The organism is Micromonospora sp. NPDC047753 (assembly GCF_040642735.1).
GTDB lineage: Bacteria > Actinomycetota > Actinomycetes > Mycobacteriales > Micromonosporaceae > Micromonospora.
Window position 1 is genome coordinate 1 of record NZ_JBEYSL010000057.1, and the last position, 21,076, is coordinate 21,076.

General features: G+C 71.6%; 18 protein-coding genes and 1 pseudogene. 6 read left to right on the forward strand and 13 right to left on the reverse strand.

The features are described 5' to 3' along the window. Positions 1 to 196 precede the first annotated feature (196 nt). The 4 genes from ABZ749_RS07720 to ABZ749_RS07735 are packed head-to-tail and all read right to left on the reverse strand — an operon-like array spanning position 197 to position 3,834. Positions 197 to 1,408 (reverse strand): ABC transporter permease, encoded by a 1,212-nt coding sequence (locus ABZ749_RS07720; RefSeq protein ID WP_357224043.1) that lies wholly within the window; start codon positions 1,406 to 1,408, stop codon positions 197 to 199. Continuing rightward, positions 1,405 to 2,094, reverse strand: coding sequence for an ABC transporter ATP-binding protein (locus ABZ749_RS07725; RefSeq protein WP_357224067.1), 690 nt, complete (start codon positions 2,092 to 2,094; stop codon positions 1,405 to 1,407). Before ABZ749_RS07725 ends, ABZ749_RS07720 begins: the two co-directional genes overlap by 4 nt. Further along, positions 2,094 to 3,233, reverse strand: a complete 1,140-nt coding sequence (locus tag ABZ749_RS07730; protein WP_357224046.1) for a hypothetical protein — start codon at positions 3,231 to 3,233, stop codon at positions 2,094 to 2,096. Before ABZ749_RS07730 ends, ABZ749_RS07725 begins: the two co-directional genes overlap by 1 nt. Beyond that, positions 3,220 to 3,834 (reverse strand): hypothetical protein, encoded by a 615-nt coding sequence (locus tag ABZ749_RS07735; protein ID WP_357224049.1) that lies wholly within the window; start codon positions 3,832 to 3,834, stop codon positions 3,220 to 3,222. The genes ABZ749_RS07730 and ABZ749_RS07735 overlap by 14 nt, the downstream gene beginning before the upstream one ends. A gap of 113 nt (positions 3,835 to 3,947) precedes the next feature. Between ABZ749_RS07735 and ABZ749_RS07740 the strand changes: the two genes are divergently transcribed. The 3 genes from ABZ749_RS07740 (at position 3,948) to ABZ749_RS07750 (ending at position 8,249) form a co-directional block, all read left to right on the forward strand. Next, positions 3,948 to 4,643: a response regulator transcription factor gene (locus tag ABZ749_RS07740; RefSeq protein ID WP_355005218.1), complete on the forward strand. Its 696-nt coding sequence runs from the start codon at positions 3,948 to 3,950 to the stop codon at positions 4,641 to 4,643. After that, positions 4,633 to 6,519, forward strand: coding sequence for a HAMP domain-containing sensor histidine kinase (locus ABZ749_RS07745; protein WP_357224052.1), 1,887 nt, complete (start codon positions 4,633 to 4,635; stop codon positions 6,517 to 6,519). The genes ABZ749_RS07740 and ABZ749_RS07745 overlap by 11 nt, the downstream gene beginning before the upstream one ends. A gap of 134 nt (positions 6,520 to 6,653) precedes the next feature. Continuing rightward, complete coding sequence (locus tag ABZ749_RS07750; RefSeq protein WP_357224054.1) at positions 6,654 to 8,249, forward strand: NAD(P)/FAD-dependent oxidoreductase; 1,596 nt, start codon at positions 6,654 to 6,656, stop codon at positions 8,247 to 8,249. A gap of 97 nt (positions 8,250 to 8,346) precedes the next feature. Here ABZ749_RS07750 and ABZ749_RS07755 read toward each other — a convergent pair whose 3' ends face one another. Continuing rightward, on the reverse strand, positions 8,347 to 9,927 hold the full coding sequence (locus ABZ749_RS07755) for a Rieske 2Fe-2S domain-containing protein (RefSeq protein ID WP_357224056.1): 1,581 nt from the start codon (positions 9,925 to 9,927) through the stop codon (positions 8,347 to 8,349). A gap of 198 nt (positions 9,928 to 10,125) precedes the next feature. On the opposite strand from ABZ749_RS07755, the gene ABZ749_RS07760 reads away from it, so the two are divergent. Beyond that, positions 10,126 to 10,347, forward strand: a complete 222-nt coding sequence (locus tag ABZ749_RS07760) for a DUF2631 domain-containing protein (protein WP_036412111.1) — start codon at positions 10,126 to 10,128, stop codon at positions 10,345 to 10,347. Between the two features lie 87 nt (positions 10,348 to 10,434). Here the strand turns inward: ABZ749_RS07760 and ABZ749_RS07765 are convergent, their stop codons facing one another. The 8 genes and pseudogenes from ABZ749_RS07765 to ABZ749_RS07800 form a co-directional block, all read right to left on the reverse strand. Continuing rightward, on the reverse strand, positions 10,435 to 11,601 hold the full coding sequence (locus ABZ749_RS07765) for a DivIVA domain-containing protein (protein ID WP_357224058.1): 1,167 nt from the start codon (positions 11,599 to 11,601) through the stop codon (positions 10,435 to 10,437). A 31-nt stretch (positions 11,602 to 11,632) separates the two neighbouring features. Next, positions 11,633 to 12,790: a 23S rRNA (adenine(2503)-C(2))-methyltransferase RlmN gene (gene rlmN, locus ABZ749_RS07770; RefSeq protein WP_091400305.1), complete on the reverse strand. Its 1,158-nt coding sequence runs from the start codon at positions 12,788 to 12,790 to the stop codon at positions 11,633 to 11,635. A 104-nt stretch (positions 12,791 to 12,894) separates the two neighbouring features. Then, entirely contained in the window at positions 12,895 to 14,289 is a 1,395-nt protein-coding gene (locus ABZ749_RS07775; protein ID WP_357224061.1) for a phosphatidate cytidylyltransferase, read from the reverse strand. Between the two features lie 311 nt (positions 14,290 to 14,600). Beyond that, complete coding sequence (gene frr, locus ABZ749_RS07780) at positions 14,601 to 15,158, reverse strand: ribosome recycling factor (protein WP_088946658.1); 558 nt, start codon at positions 15,156 to 15,158, stop codon at positions 14,601 to 14,603. An 83-nt stretch (positions 15,159 to 15,241) separates the two neighbouring features. Then, the gene (gene pyrH, locus ABZ749_RS07785; protein WP_030487501.1) at positions 15,242 to 16,009 is read right to left on the reverse strand and encodes a UMP kinase; all 768 of its coding nucleotides are present in this window, start codon (positions 16,007 to 16,009) and stop codon (positions 15,242 to 15,244) included. Between the two features lie 161 nt (positions 16,010 to 16,170). Then, positions 16,171 to 16,998, reverse strand: a complete 828-nt coding sequence (gene tsf / locus ABZ749_RS07790; RefSeq protein WP_091400300.1) for a translation elongation factor Ts — start codon at positions 16,996 to 16,998, stop codon at positions 16,171 to 16,173. A gap of 134 nt (positions 16,999 to 17,132) precedes the next feature. Beyond that, the gene (gene rpsB / locus ABZ749_RS07795; protein ID WP_357205559.1) at positions 17,133 to 18,032 is read right to left on the reverse strand and encodes a 30S ribosomal protein S2; all 900 of its coding nucleotides are present in this window, start codon (positions 18,030 to 18,032) and stop codon (positions 17,133 to 17,135) included. A 275-nt stretch (positions 18,033 to 18,307) separates the two neighbouring features. After that, a pseudogene (locus ABZ749_RS07800) lies at positions 18,308 to 19,409 on the reverse strand (hypothetical protein). Positions 19,410 to 19,575: 166 nt separating this feature from the next. On the opposite strand from ABZ749_RS07800, the gene ABZ749_RS07805 reads away from it, so the two are divergent. Both ABZ749_RS07805 and ABZ749_RS07810 read left to right on the forward strand, forming a co-directional pair. Continuing rightward, positions 19,576 to 19,935, forward strand: coding sequence for a YraN family protein (locus ABZ749_RS07805; protein WP_355005226.1), 360 nt, complete (start codon positions 19,576 to 19,578; stop codon positions 19,933 to 19,935). A 30-nt stretch (positions 19,936 to 19,965) separates the two neighbouring features. After that, a partial coding sequence (locus ABZ749_RS07810; RefSeq protein WP_357224064.1) for an ATP-binding protein occupies positions 19,966 to 21,076 on the forward strand: 1,111 nt, incomplete at its 3' end.

Here is a 21,076-nt window from a genome sequence, read left to right on the forward strand (position 1 = left end):
GCCCTGATCAAGCTGGAGCAGAAGAACCTGCCCACGTCGGAGCTGAACACGTCGGCCAGCGTCAGCCCGGAGACGCCGACCCGTCGCCCTCCCCCGACCCGCCACCCCGTTGATCATGAAGTTATTGCCACGACCCGCCGCGCCGAGTGGCAATAACTTCATGATCAACCAAGGGGGTCACCGCAGCGGGGGCCGGTCAGGGGGTTGATAGGGCTTCGGTGGGGGTTTGGCGGGCGGCTCGGATCGACGGGTAGACGCCGGCCACCACGCCTACCAGGAGGGCGGCGGTCACTCCGCCGAGCACCGCGGGCAGTGGGATGGTCGGCGGCCAGCCCTGGTAGCTGGCGTAGCCGACAGTGGCGAGCACCCCCAGGGCGGCCCCGGCGGCACCGCCGAGCACGCTGAGCAGCACCGACTCGGTGAGGAACTGCACCCGGATCTGGCCGCGGTTCGCGCCGAGCGCCCGGCGCAGGCCGATCTCCCGACGTCGCTCCAGCACCGAGATGACCATCGTGTTGGCCACGCCGATGCCGCCGACCAGCAGGGCCACCGCCGCCAACCCGAGGAACAGCGCGGAGAAGCTGTCCTCGGTGGCCCGTTTCGCGGCGAGCGCGTCGGAGGGGCGGCTGACCTGGACCAGCCCGGGCAACTGCGGGTTGAGGGTGGCCGGCAGCACGGCACGGACGTCCTCCAACGCGTCCTCCCTGGCCCGCAGGTAGACGACGGTGGGGTGACCGTCGAAGCCGAGCATGGCCCTGGCGGCGTCCCACCCGACCAGCACCGAACGGTCGAGATCCGGGGAGAGCGGCAACGGGTCCAGGATGCCGATCACAGTGAACCAGCGCTCGCCGATGAACACCTGGGGTGGTTGTCGCGGGTCCACACTGGCGAAGCCGAGCCGGCTCGCCGCGACGTAGCCGAGGACGGCGGTCGGAAGCCGGGCCGACCCGTCGTCGAGGGGCCGACCGCTGCGGACCCGGCCGTTGACGGTCCCCAACAGGTCCGGCCGGGACGCGAGCACGGTGAGCCCGGACGTGTCGTACCGGTCCAGCAGGTCGTTGCGGCGCACGGCGGTGTGGGTGTTCGCGACCGCGCTCGCCGCGTGGACCGGCCCGATCCGCGCCGCCATGGCGGCGGCGTCCTCGGGCAGGAGGACGGGCGGGTTCTGATCGGGCACGGGTTCGGCCCGCAGCAGGTTGGTGCCGAGGGCGGAGAGCTGCTCCATCAGGTCGCGCTGGCTGGACGCGGGGATACCCACCACGACGACCAGCGTGGCGATGCCGATGGAGATGCCCAGGGCGGAGAGGACCGCCCGCATCCGGCGGGTGGTCAGGCCGAGCAGACCGAGCCGGAGTACGTCGGTCGGGGCGAGCCGGGTCGACCGGGTGCCACCCGGGGACGCGCTCACGCCCCGCTCCCGGCGACGGTGTCGGCGACGATCCGGCCGTCGCGGATCTCCACCTGTCGAGGCGTACGGGCGGCGAGATCGCGGTCGTGGGTGATCACGGCGATGGTGGTGCCCTCCGCGTTGAGGTCGGCGAGCAGGGCAAGAACCGCCTCCCCGTTCGCCGTGTCGAGGGCGCCGGTCGGCTCGTCGGCCAGCACCAGCGCCGGCTCGTTGACGAGCGCCCGAGCTATCGCCACCCGCTGCCGCTCCCCGCCGGAGAGCTGCTGCGGCAGGTGGTTCACCCGGTGCGCCAGGCCGACCCGGGCCAACGCCTCGATCGCGGTACGGCGACGGCGACGACGGGGCACCCCGGCGTAGAGCAGGCCGGTGGCGACGTTCTCGGCGGCATCCAGCCCGTCGCTGAGGTGGAACTGCTGGAAGACGAAACCGAGCCAGCGGCCCCGCAGCGCGGAGAGCCGACGGTCGGACAGCGCGGTGACCTCCTGCCCGGCGACGCGTACCCGACCGCTGGACGGCAGGTCGAGGGTGCCCATGATGTTCAGCAGCGTGGACTTGCCGGACCCGGACGGCCCGACGATGGCGAGCATCTCGCCGGCGCGCACGGTCAGTGAGACGTCGTCCAGTGCGGTCACCCCGCCGGGGTACGTCCTGCTGACTCCCTCGACGTTCAGCACCGCTTCGGCGATCACGATGCCGTCACCACGTCGAGGCCCTCGGTCACACCGGTGCCGCTGACCTCGACCAGGCCCCGGGCGAACATCCCGGTCTCCACTGCCACCAGCGCGCCGTCGGGCAGTTGCAGCGCATGCCCACCCTCGCGGAGCGCCACGAGCGCGCCGACCGGCACCGCGAGTACGCCCTTGTGGACGGCGGTGGTGAAGCGGACCTGGACCGTGGCCGCGTCCAGCTTGGCCACGTCCGCCGCCCGGGTCGGTGCGACGAGGACGTCCACGGTGGGCGGGCTGCCCTGCCCGGTGCCGCCGTCCGACCCCCCGCCGCGCACCGTCTGCGAGATCGAGGCGACCTTTGCCGGGATCTCGGAGCTGTCCGGCAGGGCGACGACCACGGCGGCGCCCACCGTGATGGCGCCGACGTCGGTGGCCCCGACCGGCACAGTGACCAGCTTGACCTTCTCGGTGACGGCCAGCAGCTCACCGGCGACCGGGTCACCGGGCAGCGCCTTCACCGCGCTGATTCGGGCCGGCCCGGTCAGCACCGCGACCTGCCCGACCCCGATCGTGCCGGTGGGGTCCAGACCGAGGGCCTGCTGCCACTTCTTGATCGCGCCGACGAGGCTCTTGGTGAGCAGGGCCTGACCCGTGCCGATCTTCGTGCCGTCGGTGGCCCGGGACGGCTGCGAGCCGGTGTGGTAGCCCAGCGTCTTCAGGTTGTCCGACACGATCCGTACGTCGCTGCCCACCAGACCCGGCTTGTCGAGCGTGCGAAAGAGCGGCGTCCCGCCGAACAGCACCGGCACCGGTCTGTCGTTGACCCAGTAGAGCGGCTTACCCCGGGCCACCGTGTCGCCCACCCTCGGCAGCCGGGTGACAACGCCCTCCCCGGCACCCTTCACCAACCGCTCCGGGCCGAAGCCGAGCGTGCCGTTGAGCGAGCGGCTGTCCGACAGGTCGGCCCGGGTCACTGTCGTCGTGGTGACCGGCGGCGGTGCGCTCGCGACATCACCGCCGGGGTGGCGCCGCAGAGCCAGCGCACCGACGCCGGCAGCGACGGCGACGGCGACCACCAGGGTCACCGCCGCCACCACGATCGCGGTACGCCGGGTCGTCCGCCGGCCAGGATCATCGGTCGGGTTACTTCTTGGCACCGAAGATCTCCATCGTGCATTCCCGCTCGACCTTGTCCATCGCGGGACCCTCAAGTCCGTTGGTCGGGTCGGCGACGCCGTCGTCGTAGGTCCAGCCGGAGCCGTCCGGCAGTGAGTGGATCTTCAGCCCGCGCCCGCGCAGGCACTGGACGTAGTCGTTCCACTGGCTCACGTAGTTCGGATTCTTCTCCGGGTCCAGCTCCGGCGGCTGGAGCGGCAGCTTGTTCGCGCACGCCACGTACGCCGCCTTCGGCTCCCCGCTCTGGTCCAGCGACAGGCCCGTGCCGTCCCCCACCGGGCCCGGTTGTGACCGGCCGTCGTTCAGCTTCACGCCGTTGTCGTGCAGGCAGATGTTGTACGTCCCCCAGAGCCGCTCCTCCTCCTCGTCGGTCATGTCCAGGCGTAGCTGCGGCCGACCATTGGTGGCACCACCGGCCGGGGTGGCGCTCGCCGGGGCGGACGGGGTGACGAGCGACGCGACGTCGCCGCTGGCGGTGTCCTTGTCGGCGCTGGACGCACCGCCGCCGCAGCCGGTGAGGGCGACGGCGAGCACGACGACCGCGGCGAGCCCGGCCGCGACCCGATGGGTTGAGTTGGTCATGGCGTGCAGCTTCACGTCCGGGTGTCAGAGACCTGTAAGGAAGCGGTCGTCATCCGATAGCCCCAGCTCAGCGGCCCTGCTGGAACCGGTCTGGGCCACGTACAGTCGCTGCCGTGTGTGCGTACGTGCTGGTAGCCGAGGACGACCAGAAGCAGGCGGAGTTGGCGCGCCGGTATCTGGAACGCGAGGGGCACGAGGTGACTGTGGTGGCCGACGGGCGGGCCGCCCTGGAGCAGATCCGTCAACGGCCCCCGGCGCTGCTCGTCCTCGACGTGATGATGCCGAAGGTCGACGGCCTGGACGTGTGTCGCATCCTGCGCCGGGAGTCCGACCTGCCGGTACTCATGCTGACCGCCAGGTCGACCGAGGACGACCTGCTGCTCGGCCTCGACCTGGGCGCCGACGACTACATGACCAAGCCGTACAGCCCCCGCGAACTGGTCGCCCGGGCCCGCAGCCTGCTGCGCCGGGGCCAACGGACGCCGGCGGACCCGGTGCTGCGGGTCGGCGCCGTGCACGTCGACCCCGTACGCCACGAGGTACGCAGCGACGGACGCCTCGTCGACTGCACACCCGGTGAGTTCCAGCTGCTCCAGGCGATGGCCGCCCAGCCCTCCCGGGCGTTCACCCGGGATCAGCTCCTGGGCTACCTGCACGGGTTCGACAGGTACATCACCAACCGGACCGTCGACGTGCACGTGATGAACCTCCGCCGGAAGATCGAGCCGAACCCGCGCAAGCCCGCCCGCTTGGTGACCGTGTACGGCATCGGATACAAGCTCGTCGAAGAGTCACCCCGTGTCGGGTGAGGTCCCGCTGCGCCGCAGCCTGCTGCTCCGACTGCTGGCGCTGGCCGTCCTCATCGCCATCGGCTCGATCGCGGCGACCGCGTGGCTGGCCGTCCGCACCACCACCGGAGCGATCCGGCAGGAGCAGGGGCAGGCGCTCGCCGACGACGCCCGCATCTACGACACAGTGCTCGCGTACGCGGCGACCCACCCGAGCTGGGACGGAGTCGACGCGGCCCTTCGGCCGCTCGCCCAGGACGTCGGCCGACGGATCGCCCTGACCACCGAGACCGGTGCGCTGATCGCGGACTCGGCCCCCGGCGCGGGCCCCTTGCCGACGACGTCGTCCGCGACCGTCGACGCGCTCGCCGTCGACACCGCCCTGACACCCGGCACCACACTGCCGGGCGGCGGTGACGGCGGCACCACCCTGCCGAGGGGCAGCGGTGACGGCGGCACCGGCCGCATCGACCCGCGCACCACCGGGCCGTACCTGCTCCCGCCCGAGGAGCGCGCCGCGCTGCGCGACAAGGCGGCCCGGGCGGCCCAGTGTCTGCGGCTCCGGGCGCAGATCGACGCCACCGTCGTGGACGGGCCCACCGGCCGCCCCCGCCTCGACACCCCCGGCACCGACCTCGCCGACAGTGCCGCCTGCGCTCAGCTGAGAGAAGAACTCGCGGCCCGTACGGCCACCGAGGGCAAGGCACTCGCCCAGCTCAACGCCCTGGTGAACACCTGCCTGGCGCGGCGGCGCCTACCCGCCGTGCAGGTGGACCTGAACTGGACCTGGACGAGGCAGCCGGCGGCCAGCGCACCCGACTCCCGCAGCGCGGCCGGCGTCGACCAGGAGCACAACCGGGCGGTCAGCGCCTGCGTCGGCACCAGTCGACGCGAACAGCTCCTCCCGTACGTCGCCCCGGCCGCGACCCTCTTCGTCACCGACCCGGGCGGTCGCCCCTCGACCACCTTCGACCTCTCCCCCGCCAACCAGACCCGCATCGTCGCGGTCGCCGGACTCGTCCTGCTGGTGACGATCGGCTTCACCGTCCTCGCCGGCATCCGGCTGACCCGTCCGCTGCACGCGCTGACCGGGGCCGCCCAACGGATGCGCGACGGCGACGGCGCCGCCCGGGTCCGGGTGACCGGCCGCGACGAGATCGCCCGGCTGGCCGAGGCCTTCAACGACATGGCCGAACGGCGGGAACGGCTGGAGCAGCTACGCCGGGCCATGGTCAGCGACATCGCCCACGAGATGCGGACGCCGGTGAGCAACATCCGGGGTTGGCTCGAAGCGGTCGAGGACGGCGTCGCGGCCCCCGACCGCCGGCTGCTCTCCTCACTGCTGGAGGAGGCGACACTGCTCCAGCATGTGATCACCGACCTGCAGGACCTGGCCGAGGCCGACGCGGGCGCGCTGCGGCTGCACCGTGAACAGGTCTACCTCACCGACCTGCTCGCCCAGGTCGCGGAGGCGCACCGGGCCCAGGCCGACCGGGTCGGCGTCACCATCACGGTACGCACCGAGGCCGACCCGCAGGTGGACGCCGACCCGGTCCGACTCCGCCAGGCCGTCGGCAACCTGGTGGCCAACGCGGTACGGCACACCCCGTCGGGCGGGCACGTGACGATCAGCGCCGGTGCGACCGACGCCGAGGTCACCATCTCGGTGACCGACACCGGCAGCGGTATCAGCGCCGAGGACCTGCCCCGGGTCTTCGACCGCTTCTGGCGGGCCGAGAAGTCCCGGAGCCGGCAGACCGGCGGCAGCGGCCTGGGTCTCGCCATCGTGCGCAAGCTCACCGAGGCCCACGGCGGCACCGTGCGCGCCACCAGCACCCCCACCCAAGGCTCCACCTTCACCCTCCACCTCCCCCACCCGGCCCGCCGGCCTGGTTGATCATGAAGTTGTTGCCACTCGGCGCGGCGTGTCGCGGCAATAACTTCATGATCAACGGGACGACGGGGTGGGGGTGGGTGGGGGTGGGTGGAAGGGGTGACCTGGGGTGTTGGGGCGGACTAGGCTGCCGCGGCATGAGCAGTGAGATTCCGGCCCGCGCCGACGTCGTGATCATCGGTGCCGGGCACAACGGTCTGGTCTCCGCTGTCCTGCTGGCCCGGGCCGGCCTGGACGTCCTCGTGCTGGAGGCCGCCGACGTGATCGGTGGCGCGACCCGCACCGAGAACCCGTTCCCGAAGGTGCCGGGGCTGCGCCACTCCACCGGGTCGTACCTGCTCGGGCTGATGCCCCCGGAGCTGCTCGCCACGCTCGACGTGCGGATCCCGGTGCTGCGCCGCGACCCGCACTACTTCCTCCCCACCCCGGGCGGCTTCGGCTCGCCGTACCTGCTCTTCGGCAGTGACACCGCCGCCACCCGGGCGCAGCTCGCCGAGTTCTTCTCCCCCGCCGACGTGGCCGCCGACGACGCCATGCAGGCCGAGCTGGCCGAGCTGCGGGAAGACCTCGCCCCGGCCTGGCTGGCCGAGCCGCTGAGCGTCCAGGAGACCGCCGAGCGGCACGTCCGTCCGGCGCTGCGCCAGGTCTTCGTCGACCTCGTGCAGGGCTCGGTCGCCGACTACCTGGACCGGTTCGAGTTCCACTCGGAGCTGCTGGTCAGCATGTACGCGGTCACCGACGGCCTGTCCGGGCTCAACGCCGGCCCGGACGACCCCGGCACCGGCCAAAACTTCCTCGTGCACAACATGTGCCGACTGCCCGGCTCCGGCGGCACCTGGATGATCGCCGAGGGTGGGATGGGCACCGTCTCCAGGACCTTCGCCGAGGCCGCGCGCGCCGCCGGAGCGACAATCCTGACCGGTACGCCGGTGCGCGCGGTGACCATGGACGGCGGCGCGGCGAGCGGAGTGGTGCTGGCCGACGGTCGGGAGGTCGCCGCCCGGGTGGTGCTCGGCGCGTGTGACCCGTACCGGCTGATGGACCTGTTGCCCGACGGCGCGCTCCCGGCGCGGCTCGGCGAACGGATGGCGGCGGTTCGTCGGTCCGGCACCACCCTCAAGCTCAACCTGGCGCTCACCGGGCTGCCGCGGTTCTCCTGCCTGCCGGACGGCACGCCGAGCCCGTTCGGCTCGACCATCCACCTGCTGCCAGGGTCGGCGTCGCTGGTCGGCGGGGCGGAGACCTCACCGATGACCGCGCTGCGCGCCATGTGGGCGGACGTGCAGGCCGGGCTGCTGCCGGCGGAGCCCACCATCGAGTGGTACCTGCACACCACTGTCGACCCGTCGCTCTCCGACGCCGCCGGGCACCACTCGTCGGCGCTCTTCGTCCAGTCCGTGCCCTACGAGTTGGCCGGCACCACCTGGGACGCGGAGCTGCCCGGCTACGTCGACCGGCTGCTCGGGATCGTCGAGCGGTACGCCCCCGGCACCGCCGAGCTGATCGCCGACGCGGTGCCGCTGCCGCCGCCCGGCATCGAGGCGCACTTCGGTATCACCGGCGGGCACATCCACCACGTCGACAACACCGTCTCGTTCACCGACCGGATGCCCTACGCCACCGGCGTCGACGGTGTGTACGCCGGCAGCGCCGGCTGCCACCCGGCCGGCAGCGTCATCGGCGCCGCCGGCCACAACGCCGCCCGCCGCATCCTCACCGACCTCGGCCGCTGACCGAACTCCGGCGATCTTGCACTTTTGGTCGCCGCTATGGGCGGTACGCCCTGCTTCGGCGCAACAGAAAGTGCAAGATCGCGGGTGGGGCGCGGGGTCAGATCACCGCTTCGCCGGCCGGGGCGGGGGTTTCCGCGTCCACCCGGTGGGCTCGCACCTTGTGGCCGACGCTGGTCAGGCAGCGGCCGCTGGGCAGGTCGAAGCGCCAGCCGTGCAACTGGCAGGTGAGCTGGTCACCGTCGACGATGCCGAAGCGGGTCAGGTCCGCCTTCAGGTGCGGGCACCGCCGCTGCACCACCCAGTCGCCCAACGTGATGTCCTCGGCGTCGGTGCTGCGCTCGTGCTCGTCGTACCAGCCCTCGGCGTACTGGAGCCGCTCCTCGGAGAGGCACTTGAAGAACGCGTAGACGAACTCGTTGTACTGGCCGATCCGGGCCGCCGAGAACCGGCAGGACAGGAAGAGCGAGTTGACCCAGTCCACCTCGTCGATGAAGAGCAGGTGCTCGATCAGCGACCGCTCGGTCCGGAACCGGTAGCGCACCTTCTCGTCCGCGTACGGCCGGACCTCCTTACCGGGGAAGTCCACCACGATCGACTCGACACTCTCGCCGTCGTACCCCACCAGGTCGAAACGGACCGGGCCACCGACCCCCTTGGCCAGGTAGATCGACTCGTCGAGCAGCGGTTCGATCCGACGCTTCATCTCGCCGAGCACGTCCACCTCGGGGTGCCGCCAGGACGCCTTCTCCGCCTCGATGATCGGGCGCTTGCGCTCCCGCATCTCCTCCAGGTGCGCGACCTTGTTCGCGAAGAACTCCTGCACCGGCACGGGGTGGGTGGTGCTCGCGCCCTCGGTGGTGACCTCGGCGACGCTGCCCGGCAGCAGCACGATCCCGTTGGTGCCGCCGACCTTTGCGTACTCCGCCAGGAAGACGGACTGGTCGGGGAAGATGTTGCCCTCGTCGCCGTGGATGTCGTTGAACTGCCACAGCGCGTCGTCGAGGAAGCACGGCGGGCCGGCGATCGGGAAGACGTGCGACGCCTTCAGGTCGTCGATGTACCGCCAGGTCCGGTCGAACTGCCGGTCACGCTTCTGCTTACCGAACGCGGTCTTCGCCGCCTGCGGAAGTTCGTAGACCATCGGGTACCAGATCGCACCGGAGAACTGGAGCAGGTGCGCGTGCACGTGCCCCAGCTCGGCGAAGACGCTCAGGTCGGTGGGGCGGGCGTCGTTCTGGTTGAGCAGCCGCACACCCTCGTACTCGACCCAGAGCGAGGAGTCGCCGATCGGCCCGTCGGTCGGGCTGGTCAACGCCTGAATCATGATCTTCAGGCCGCCGGGCAGCTCCACCACCTGCTCGTTGGGCGCCTTCAGGAACTTGGTGAAGCCCAGCGCCCGGAACTCGTCCTCCATCTCCGAGGTGGGGAACTCGGGGAGCAGGACCGTGGCGTCCTTCGAGATGAACTCGCGCAGGTGCTTCGCGTCGAAGTGGTCCCGGTGCAGGTGGGAGACGTACAGGTAGTCGACCTGACCCAGACTCTCCCAGTCCAGCAGTGAATTGTCAGGGAACGGGAACCACGACGCGAAGTAGGCCGGGTTGACCCACGGGTCGCAGAGGATGCTGCCCGCGGCCGTGTCGATCCGCATGCTGGCGTGCCCGGTTCCGGTCACTCGCACCGCACAGTCCCCCTCAAACAGACAATCAGGTGTACGCCAAACGCTACCGGAGCGAGTCTGACCGCCGCCCCGCGACGCCGGTAGTGCCATCCAGCCCGGGTGGGGCAGGGCCGATGGCCAGGAAACCCCCACCCCACCGCACCGCGTACGAGGCGTGCCAGACTAACCAAAGATCCGATCGCGAGGGAAGGACCGACAGTGGCAGGAAGCGAGCCGGTAACGTCGCCAGACCAGCACAAGCCCGGGCACCGCAAGGCCGGGCAGATCGGCGCCGTGCTGTCCGCACTGGCGCTGCTGGCGATGATCTGCGGCAACCACGAGGGCAGGGTCGAGGACATCTGGCTGATCGGCCTGGCCGCGCTGCTGCTGATCATCGTGATCGGCGACATCGTGTTGCGGCGCAGCGGTCTGCGCTCCTGACCCGACCCACCGCCGGACGACCGGCCGACGTACGCCGAGGGCCCGCCCCCACCTGGGGGACGGGCCCTCGTCCGTATCGCGTCGGGGTCAGCGCCCGAAGAGAATGTCCTGCACGTCCTTCAGCGCGGCGTCGACCTCGGCCTCGAAGTAGCCACCCGGCACCAGGCCGAACCGGAGCGTGTCCAGGTCCTTCGGGTCGACCGGCATCGGGTTGCGGCGCTGCATGCCCCCGAGCAGGGTGTCGAAGAACCGGTCCACCTGGTCGGGGTCGTACCCGCTGCCGAACCGGCGCACCTGGAAGCTGCGACGAATCTGGTCGACCCGGTACAGGTCGCTGCCGGGCGGACCGGCCATCGGCGGGCCACCCATCGGCGGACCGGCCACCGCAGGCGGACCGGCCATCGGCGGCGGACCGGCCATCGGCGGGCCACCCATGCCCTGCTGCGGCAGCGGAGGCGGACCGGCCGGACCACGGCGCATGTCGCGCAGATCCCGCTCCGGCATCCGGATCTCGGCCGTCATGTCGGCGCGACCGTGCCGCCCGGCCTCGAAGCCGTCGAAGCGCGGCTCCTCCGGCGGCGGCGGATAACCGCCCGGCGCGCGCTGGTCGTCCTGGCCGTACCCGCCGCGCTGGTCATCCGGGCCGTAGCCACCGGGTGAGCGCTGGTCGTCCGGGGGGCCGTACCCGCTGGGACCGGCGGGCAGGCCGCGCTGCGGCATGCCGTGGCCACCCATCGGGCCGGGGCCCATCGGGCCACCGGGACCCATCGGCGGGCCGGCCGGGCCACGTGGCGCGTCGTAACCACCGCCGCGGGGGGCGTCGTACCCACCGGCGAAGGCACCGGTCGGCTCGTCGTAGCGGCCGTAGGGCGGGCCGGGCTGCGCGGGCATCGGCCGGGGCGGCATCGGCTGCGGGACCATGCCCCGCTCATCACGCATCGGCGGACCCATCCGGTCCGGTGGGCCCATCCGGTCACCCATCCGGGGGTCGCCGCCGCGTCCGGCGCTGTTGCGCTCCTCCAGCTCGGCCAGCTGCCGCTCGACCCGGTCCAGGTGCAGGTCGACCTGCCACTCGTCGTAGCCGTTGAAGCGGACCCGGAAGACGACGTCATGAACCTCCTGGGAGGCCACCGGGGCACCGACCTGTCGGCCGTCGAGCGTCGCCTCGACCCGGTCGAGGAAGGCATCCACCTCGTCGACCTTGTATCCCCGGCGGAGCGCCTTGCGCCGGAAACGCTGACCCTGACTCGCCACTATGTCTCCTGGTCTCGTTCGCCACGCCCGGTCACGCCGGTGCCTCTCCGGCGCGGTCGGTGTTGGTGTCGTTGTCTTCGGCAGCGGCAAGCTGGCCACACGCGCCGTCGATCTCGCGACCTCGGGTGTCCCGAACTGTGGTGGACACCCCGGCGTCGCGCAACCGGCGGACGAACTCCCGCTCGACCGGCTTCGGGCTCGCGTCCCAGCGGCTGCCCGGCGTCGGATTGAGCGGAATGAGGTTCACGTGGGCCAACTTGCCGGCCAGCAGCCGCCCGAGCAGGTCGGCTCGCCACGGCTGGTCGTTCACGTCCTTGATCATCGCGTACTCGATCGACACGCGGCGGCCCGTCCGGGCGGCGTAGTCCCACGCTGCGTCCAGCACCTCGGCTACCTTCCAGCGCTGGTTTACCGGCACGAGTTCGTCGCGCAGATCATCATCGGGCGCGTGCAACGACAACGCAAGGGTCACTGAGAGGTCTTCGCTGGCCAGTCGGTGGATGGCCGGAACCAGGCCAACCGTGGAAACGGTGATGTGCCGCTGGGACAGGCCGAGCCCCTCCGGAGCCGGGCTGACCAGCCGACGGATCGCCGCGATCACCCGGTTGTAGTTGGCCAGCGGCTCGCCCATGCCCATGAAGACGACGCGCGACAACCTCGGCGGGGAACCCGCCACCACGCCGGAGGCCGCCACCCCGGCCATGTAGACCGCCTGGTCGACGATCTCCGCCGTCGACAGGTTGCGGGTGAGCCCGGCCTGACCGGTCGCGCAGAACGGACAGGCCATGCCGCAGCCCGCCTGGCTGGAGATGCAGACGGTCACCCGGTCCGGGTAACCCATCAGCACGCTCTCCACCAGCGCGCCGTCGTGCAGCCGCCAGAGCGCCTTGCGGGTCGCGCCGTCATCACAGGCCAGCTCGCGCACCGGGTTGAGCAACGTCGGCAGCAACTGGTCGGCCAGCCGCTCCCGGGTCGCCGCGGGCAGATCGGTCATCGCCTGCGGGTCGCGGACCAACCGCCCGAAGTAGTGGTTGGAGACCTGCTTGGCGCGGAAGGCCGGCTCACCCAGCCCGGTAACCAACGCCTGGCGACCGGCCAGGTCCAGGTCAGCGAGGTGCTGAGGGGGCATGGAGGCCCGGCGCGCGGCGGGGGCGACCGAGATGGCGGGGATCAAGGGCAGGCTCGTCATGGCTGGTCCAGTGTGTCACGCCGTCGGCGGCGGCTGCCGGTCCGGAGGTGTCGAACGGGCCGCGACCGCCGGAGCCGGATGACCGGGACGCCGTGATTCATACCTCAGCTCACCACCGGCACGAAAACCGCCAACAGCAGGTAGGCCGTCGGCACCGCGAACAGGATCGAGTCCAGCCGGTCCATCAGACCGCCGTGGCCGGGCAGCAGGTTGCTCATGTCCTTCACGCCGAGATCCCGCTTGATCATCGACTCGGCCAGGTCGCCGAGGACCGCCGCGCAGGAGACGGCCACCCCGAACAGCGCGCCCCACCAGGGAGCCACCTCGAACATCAGCCACAGCAGCAACGCCCCACCCAGGGCCGCCGCGGTGACCGAGCCGGCGAAGCCCTCCCAGGACTTCTTCGGGCTGATCGACGGGGCCATCGGGTGTTTGCCGAAGGAGACCCCGGCCGCGTACCCACCGGTGTCGGAGAGGACCACCCCGATCAGCGTGGCCAGGATGCGCAGATGCCCATCGTCGGGGGCCGCCGCCAGCAACGCCGCGAATCCGGCGAGGAACGGCACGTAGACGGCGATCAGGGTGGCCGCCGTGAGATCCCGCTGGAAACCGGCGGGCCCGTCACCCAACCGCCAGATCATTGTGCCCAGCACGGTGACCAGCAGCCCCAGGCTGAGCGCGTCCGGGCCGGCGTACCAGGCCAGACCCACCGTCAACACGCCGCCGGCGATCAGTGGCACCAGCGGCGGGTGCGCGCCGCTGCGTCGTACCGCGCGGGCCATCTCCCAGGTGCCGACGGCGACCGCGGCGGCGATCACCGGCAGGAAGGCCAACGGATAGAAGGCCAGCGGCACCACGATCAACGCGCCGAGGCCGAGCCCGACCCCGATCGCCGCGGGCAGGTTGCGCCCGGCCCGCCCGGTGCCCACCTGCTGCGTGGCCGGTCGGTCGAGGCTGGCCCGACGTCGCCCCTTCGACCGTCGACCGGTCGTCGGCTCCGGCTCGACAGTCGGCTCCGGATCCGGCCCGATCTCGGCCCCGATGGGCGCCAGCTGCGTGGTCGGGTAATCGGCGTCGTCGTCATGACGGAACGGCCCGTCGAACGGTCCCGGGCCGTTGTACCGGCCGGGCTCGTCGAAAGGCGGGAGGCCGCCGCGGGAGGGGGCACCGTCCGCACCGGCGGGCACGCGGTCGCCGTAACGGTCACCGCGACCCCGGTCGTCGTACCGGTCGGGCTGGTTGCGGTCGTCGACGTGCCGGTCACGGTCGTCGAAACGGTCGTCCGGGCGGACCGGGCGGCCACGCTCGTCGTACGGGTCCGCGGGCCAGGGTTCGGCGTACGGCCGGGCGTGCGGATCGGCGTACAGCTCAGGGCCGGCGGCCGGACGGCGGCTCCACTGGCCGGCCTCCAGCTCCTGCTCCGGCCAGGGCAGCGCCACCGGGCGCTCCGGCCGGTCCCAGCCGCGAGGCTCGCTGCCGTAGGGGTCGGGGTGGGACATCACGCACCGCGAAGCGGCACGAGAACCACCACATGACGCAAGACCACAAGCATCCCCTACACGTGCGATGTTCCTCCGATTGACCGCCCCGACGGTCGGTCGATCCCCGGTGTTCACCACCCGGTGGCCGGGAATCCTGCCGAGCCTACTGCACACGCCGGATCGGCACGGCGGACGAGGCACGCCCACCGACGCCACCCGGCGCCGCCGGCCCGCCGGCCAGCGACGCACACCCATCCGGTACGGCAGAGCTGACCCAGGAATGGAACGAGGCCCGTTCCCGACGTCGGGAACGGGCCTCGGAGCATGGGTCACACCTCGAGCAGCTCGGTTTCCTTGTGCTTCACCAGGTCGTCGATGCTGGCCACGTACCGCTGGGTCAGGTCGTCGAGTTCCTTCTCGGCGCGGCGGCCGTCGTCCTCGCCGGCCTCGCCGTCCTTGACGATCCGGTCCAGCTCCTCCTTGCCACGGCGGCGGACGTTGCGGATCGCCACCTTGGCCTCCTCGCCCTTGTGCCGAGCCACCTTGATCATGTCGCGGCGGCGTTCCTCGGTCATCTGCGGGAGCAGGATGCGCAGCTGGTTGCCCTCGTTGTTCGGGTTCACCCCGAGGTCAGAGTCGCGGATCGCCTTCTCCATCGCATTGATCTGCGAGTTGTCGTACGGCTTGATGATGGCCATCCGCGGCTCGGGAACCGCGATGGACGCCATCTGCGTCAGCGGCGTGGGCGTGCCGTAGTAGTCGATGATGACCTTGGAGAACATGGCGGCGTTGGCGCGACCGGTACGGATGGCGCCGAACTCCTCCTTGGCGTGCTCAACCGCACGCTCCATCTTCTCCTCGGCCTCGAGGAGGGTGTCGTCGATCACCGGTCTCCTCGCCTCCTTCTGTGCTCGTGGTGGGCTCTGCTGATAGTCGTCAGACCGCTGTCGTCGTCGCCGGTGGGCGGGACTCAGGCGGTGATCAGGGTGCCGATCTTGTCGCCACCCACCGCGCGGATGATGGTGTCGTCACCCTGCGCGCCAAAGACCAGCATCGGCAGGCCGTTCTCCATGCAGAGGCTGAACGCCGCCGCGTCGGCCACCCGCAGGTTGCGGCGCAGCGCCTCGGAGAAGGTGATCGAGTCGAGCTTACTGGCGGTGGGGTCGATCCGCGGGTCGGCGGTGTAGACGCCGTCCACGCCGTTCTTGCTCATCAGCACCACGTCGGCCCGGATCTCCAGCGCCCGCTGGGCGGCCACCGTGTCCGTGGAGAAGTACGGCATCCCGGCGCCGGCGCCGAAGATGACCACGCGGCCCTTCTCCAGGTGCCGGATGGCCCGCAGCGGGATGTACGGCTCGGCGACCTGAGCCATCGTGATGGCGCTCTGCACCCGGGTCTCGATGCCCTCCTTCTCCAGGAAGTCCTGGAGCGCGAGGCAGTTCATCACAGTGCCGAGCATGCCCATGTAGTCGGCGCGGGCCCGGTCCATCCCACGCTTCTGCAGTTCCGCGCCACGGAAGAAGTTGCCTCCGCCGACCACCACGGAGACCTGCACGCCGCGGCGGACCACTGTGGCGATCTGCCGGGCGATGGCCTGGACGACATCCGGGTCGACGCCGATCGCGCCGCCACCGAAGACCTCACCGGAGAGCTTCAGCACCACCCGGCGGGCACGCCCCGGCGGCGGTGCCGTCGGATCGTCCAGCTCCAGCGTCCGGTCACTCACAACCTGCGTCATCCGCCCCGCCCTTCCCCACGCGCACGCCCCGTGCGGCGCGTACCGCGAACCTGCCGCTGCCGACCCTATGTGACGAGGAGGCCGCGGTGCCTGTCACGTACACCGGCGGCCTCCTCGTTGACGTCTTCTGCCCACGGGCGCGCGTGGCGCCCGGTGGCGGCTCAGGCCTGGCCGACCTCGAACCGCACGAAGCGGGTGACCTCGATGCCGGCCTCGGCCAGCAGCTGCTTCACCGACTTCTTGTTGTCGGAGACGGACGACTGCTCGATCAGGACGAAGTCCTTGAAGAAGGAGTTGACCCGACCCTCGATGATCTTCGGCAGGGCCGCCTCGGGCTTGTTCTCCTCGCGGGCGGTCTGCTCGGCGATGCGCCGCTCGGACTCGACGACCTCGGCCGGAACCTCGTCCCGGGTGAGGTACTTCGGCCGCATCGCGGCGATCTGCATCGCCACACCGCGGGCGTCGGCGTCGCCGGCCTCGTCGGTCTTGCCGGTGTACGACACCAGCACGCCGACGGCCGGAGGCAGGTCCTGGGCCTTGCGGTGCAGGTAGACGGCGGTGGTGCCCTCGACCCGGGCGAACCGGTTGAGCACCAGCTTCTCGCCGATCTTGGCGGACTGCTCCTGGATCAGGTCCGCGATGACCTTGCCGTCGAGCTCGGAGGCGAGCAGCTCCTCGGCGGAGTTCACGCCGGCGCGCTCACCGTGCTCGACCAGCTGCTGGCCCAGCGCGATGAACGACTCGGTCTTGGCGACGAAGTCGGTCTCGCAGTTGAGCTCGAGCAGCGCCTTGCCGGAGTGGGCGACCAGGCCGTTCGCGGCCGTACGGCCGGCCCGCTTGCCGACGTCCTTGGCGCCCTTGACGCGCAGGATCTCGACGGCCTTGTCGAAGTCGCCCTCGGCCTCGGTCAGCGCCTTCTTGCTGTCCATCATGCCGGCGCCGGTGAGGTCGCGGAGCTTCTTGACGTCCGCGGCGGTGATTTGGGACATGGCTCTCTCTTCGATGTTGAGACGGCGTGTGGATGGTCAGAGGTGCCGGTTACCCGGATCCGGGCCGATAGTGCCCGGCGTACCGTCGCTGCCCGCCGTCCGCGAAAACGGACGGCGGGGCAGCGACGGTGCGATCACTCCGCGGTGGCGGCCGCCGGCTGCTCGGTGGCGGCCTGCGCGGGCTGCTCCGGGGTGGCGGGCTGCTCGGTGGCGGCAGCGGCGGGCTGCTCGGCCGGGGCGGCCTCGTCGGCCTTCTTCGGCTCCAGCAGCTCGCGCTCCCACTCGGTCAGCGGCTCGTCGCTCGCGACACCCTCGGGCTTCTCGTCGTTGCCCCGGCGACGGCCGGAGCGCGCGATCAGACCATCCGCGACGGCGGCGGCGACGACCTTGGTCAGCAGCTCCGCCGAGCGGATCGCGTCGTCGTTACCCGGGATCGGGAAGTCGACCTCGTCCGGGTCACAGTTGGTGTCCAGCACCGCGATCACCGGGATGCCCAGCTTGCGGGCCTCGTCGACGGCGATGTGCTCCTTCTTGGTGTCGACGATCCACACCGCGGCGGGAAGCTTCTGCATGTCCCGCAGACCACCGAGGGTGCGGGTCAGCTTGATCTTCTCGCGGGAGAGCTGCAGGGTCTCCTTCTTGGTGTAACCGGCGGCGGTGCCGCTGAGGTCGCCCAGGCCCTCCAGCTCCTTCATCCGCTGAAGCCGCTTGTAAACGGTCTGGAAGTTGGTCAGCATGCCACCGAGCCAGCGGTGGTTGACGTACGGCTGGCCGACCCGGGTCGCCTGCTCGGCAATCGCCTCCTGGGCCTGCTTCTTGGTGCCGACGAACAGGATGCTGCCGCCCTCGGCGACGGTCCCACGCACGAACTCGTACGCCTTCTCGATGTACTCGAGGGTCTGGCGCAGGTCGATGATGTAGATGCCGTTGCGCTCGGTCATGATGAAGCGCTTCATCTTCGGGTTCCAGCGCCGGGTCTGGTGCCCGAAGTGGACACCGCTCTCCAGCAGCTGACGCATGGTCACGACGGCCATGGTTGGGGTACTCCTCAAGGTCCCTGGTTGTCACGCCCGGCCGGTGGCCGGGCGTCCTGGTGCCTGGTCGCCGACCCATGGTGGACCCGATCAAGATCGGGACCAGGGAGGCCGTCGCTCCACGACGATTCGTGAAGAGGGCACGCGAGGTCGACCGCACGAGGCGGTCGCCAGTTGGCCAGTGTACGCCCCTCACCCGTTCAGCCGCCCCGGGGTGCGCGTGGCGTGCTGCTCCGCCGCCCCACCGCTCTCTCGCGCGAGGTACGCGGGCCGGGTCAGCCGGCGGCGAGCGCGGCGGCCACGAAGAGCACCAGGCCGACGGTCAGGTAGGCCGTCGGTGGGCGCAGCCAGCCCCGACCGTTGTCGGCGAGCGCCAGACCTCCGGTTCGTAGCCCGTACAGCCCGGTCGCGAAGATCGGCAGTCCGGCAACCAGGGCGATACCCACCACCACGTTCCCGGCGTCCACCGGGTCGCCGGTCACGCCAGCGAGCAGCACCCGCAACGCGGGGACCTCGAAGACCAACACCAACAGAGCGAAGAGTACGGCCAGCACCGGTCGCCTGGTCCGATAGACGCCGTCGGCGGCCGGCGGATACACCGGTGGCTCACCTGCGGGCAGGTCGGGTCGCGGGCCGATCCCGGGCATCGGCCCGGTCGGCATCTCCAGCGGGTGCGGCGTGTCGACGCCACCCCGGGTCGGCTCGATGATCGGGTAGCCACCGAGCGGAGCGGGACGAGCCTGGTCAGCGAGCACGCCGGCCGGCGCTGTCGACGTGCTGTCGCGGGTGGTCTCCGGCACTGCGCTGGTCACCGGAGATCCCGTCGTGGTCGTCTCTCGGGCGGCCCTGCGTCCGGGTAGCTCCCCGGAGGTCTCCGACGGGTCCCGGTCCGCCCGCCGCGACCGGGTGGCCCGGTAGGCGTCCGCCTCCGGCCGCGCCACACCCAACGGGTCGACCGCGCCGAAACGCCCCGAATCAGCCTCGCTCCCGCCGAACCGACCGGTCTGAGCGTCCAGGGCGCCAAAGCGACCCGAGTCCGATTCGGGCGTACCGAAGCGGCCCACGTCCACCGCGCTCAGGCGACCCGAATCCGACTCCGGCGTACCGAAGCGGCTCTCGTCGACGGCGCCGAAGCGTCCCGAGTCCGGCTCGCGGCGGCGGCCGACGCCGGTGTCCTCGACGGAGCGGCCGTCTTCAGCGCCACGCGGCTCGGGGATCTCACCGTCCCGGTAGCGCGGTTCGCCCGCGCCACGCCAATCCGACTCGCCGTAACCGCGACCCCGCTCGTCGGGGTACCAGCGCGACTCCTGATCTTCCGGGAAACTCCGTCGTCCGTCCACGTCAGGCACCGTATGCGACCGGCCACGCCCGCGCCATTTCAGCCCGGCCGAACGGGCCCTCGATCGTCGGGGCAGCGCGGACACGGGTGGGCCAGTAGCACAGCGCGGGCATGATCGTCCGACTGTCCACAGCACCCCTGTTGTCCACAGGTGGGCTGCTGCCGGGTCGCGGCGACCACCCTCCGGCGGGCACCGTGCCGGCCATGACGAAGCGGAACCAGGCGGTTGGCGCGTACGGCGAGCAATGTGCGGCCCGGCACCTGACCGAGGCGGGGCTGCGCCCGATCGCCAGGAACTGGCGCTGCCCGGCCGGGGAGATCGACATCATCGCGTGGGACGGGCCCGTGCTCGCCTTCTGCGAGGTGAAGACCCGCCGGGGTGAGGGCTTCGGCACCCCGGCCGAGGCGGTCGTACCGGCCAAGGCCCGCCGGCTGCGAGGGCTCGCCGCGCGGTGGCTGACCGAGACCGGTACGACCGCCGAGGAGGTGCGCTTCGACGTGCTGTCGGTGCGGCTGCCCGACGCCGGTCCGGCGCAGGTCGACCACCTCAAGGGCGCGTTCTGACATGCGTACCCGGAGGAACGGTGATGTGCCGTGAGCTACGCCAAGGTGCTCTGCGTGGGGTTGGTCGGCGTGACCGGACACCTCGTCGAGGTGGAGGCCGACCTGGCCGCCGGCCTGCCGGCGGTGGTGATCTCCGGGCTGCCGGACACCGCCCTGCACGAGGCCCGCGACCGGGTCCGCGCCGCCGTGGTCAACTCCGGCCAGCGCTGGCCCAACCGGCGGATCACCCTCAACCTGCTGCCCGCCACGCTGCCGAAGTTCGGGTCGGCCTTCGATCTGGCCATCGCCGCAGCGCTGCTGGGCGGCTCGGGTGAGTTGCCGCTGCTCCCGCTGGAGGGAGTGGTGGTCCTCGGCGAGCTGGGGCTCGACGGGACGGTCCGGCCGGTGCGCGGCGTACTCCCGATGGTCGCCGCCGCGGCCCAGGCCGGTGTCGCGCGGGTGATCGTCCCGGTCGGCAACGCCGCCGAGGCCGCCGTCATCCCCGGCGTACGGGTGCGAGCGGTGGACAACCTGCACCGGCTCGTCGCCTTCGTTCGGGACGGGACCCCGCTGATCGAACCACCGGCGGACATCCCGGAGCCGCTGACCGGTGGGCCGGATCTCGCCGACGTCGCCGGGCAGCAGCTGGGTCGGCGCGCCTTGGAGGTCGCCGCGGCCGGCGGGCACCACGTGGCACTGCTCGGCCCACCGGGGGCCGGCAAGACGATGCTCGCCGAACGGCTGCCGTCGATCCTGCCCGAGCTGGACGACGACGCGGCGCTGGAGGTCACCGCGCTGCACTCGGTCGCCGGGCTGCTGCCGCCGGGTGGTCGGCTGCTGCGTCGCCCGCCGTTCCAGGCGCCGCACCACACCGCGAGCATTCCGTCGCTGGTCGGGGGTGGCTCGGGGCTGGCCCGACCCGGCGCGGTGTCGCTGGCGCATCGCGGGGTGCTCTTCCTGGATGAGGCTCCCGAGTTCAGCAAGGGTGCGCTGGAGGCACTGCGCCAGCCGCTGGAGCACGGCCGCATCCAGCTGAGCCGCAGCGGGGGCGGCACCGTGTATCCGGCCCCACTCAACGCGGCGGGGCGTGACCAGCTGACCCGCTCCGGCAAGCTCTGGCGCTCGTTCGCCACCACAATGGACGCCTTGCTCGACGATCGGG

Coding starts and splice junctions, on each gene's coding strand:
- ABZ749_RS07735 (WP_357224049.1), bottom strand. CDS start 3,834: ATGACCAACTCAACCCATCGGGTCGCGGCCGGGCTCGCCGCGGTCGTC.
- ABZ749_RS07750 (WP_357224054.1), top strand. CDS start 6,654: ATGAGCAGTGAGATTCCGGCCCGCGCCGACGTCGTGATCATCGGTGCC.
- rlmN (WP_091400305.1), bottom strand. CDS start 12,790: ATGACGAGCCTGCCCTTGATCCCCGCCATCTCGGTCGCCCCCGCCGCG.
- ABZ749_RS07775 (WP_357224061.1), bottom strand. CDS start 14,289: ATGTCCCACCCCGACCCCTACGGCAGCGAGCCTCGCGGCTGGGACCGG.
- pyrH (WP_030487501.1), bottom strand. CDS start 16,009: ATGACGCAGGTTGTGAGTGACCGGACGCTGGAGCTGGACGATCCGACG.
- tsf (WP_091400300.1), bottom strand. CDS start 16,998: ATGTCCCAAATCACCGCCGCGGACGTCAAGAAGCTCCGCGACCTCACC.
- rpsB (WP_357205559.1), bottom strand. CDS start 18,032: ATGGCCGTCGTGACCATGCGTCAGCTGCTGGAGAGCGGTGTCCACTTC.
- ABZ749_RS07805 (WP_355005226.1), top strand. CDS start 19,576: ATGACGAAGCGGAACCAGGCGGTTGGCGCGTACGGCGAGCAATGTGCG.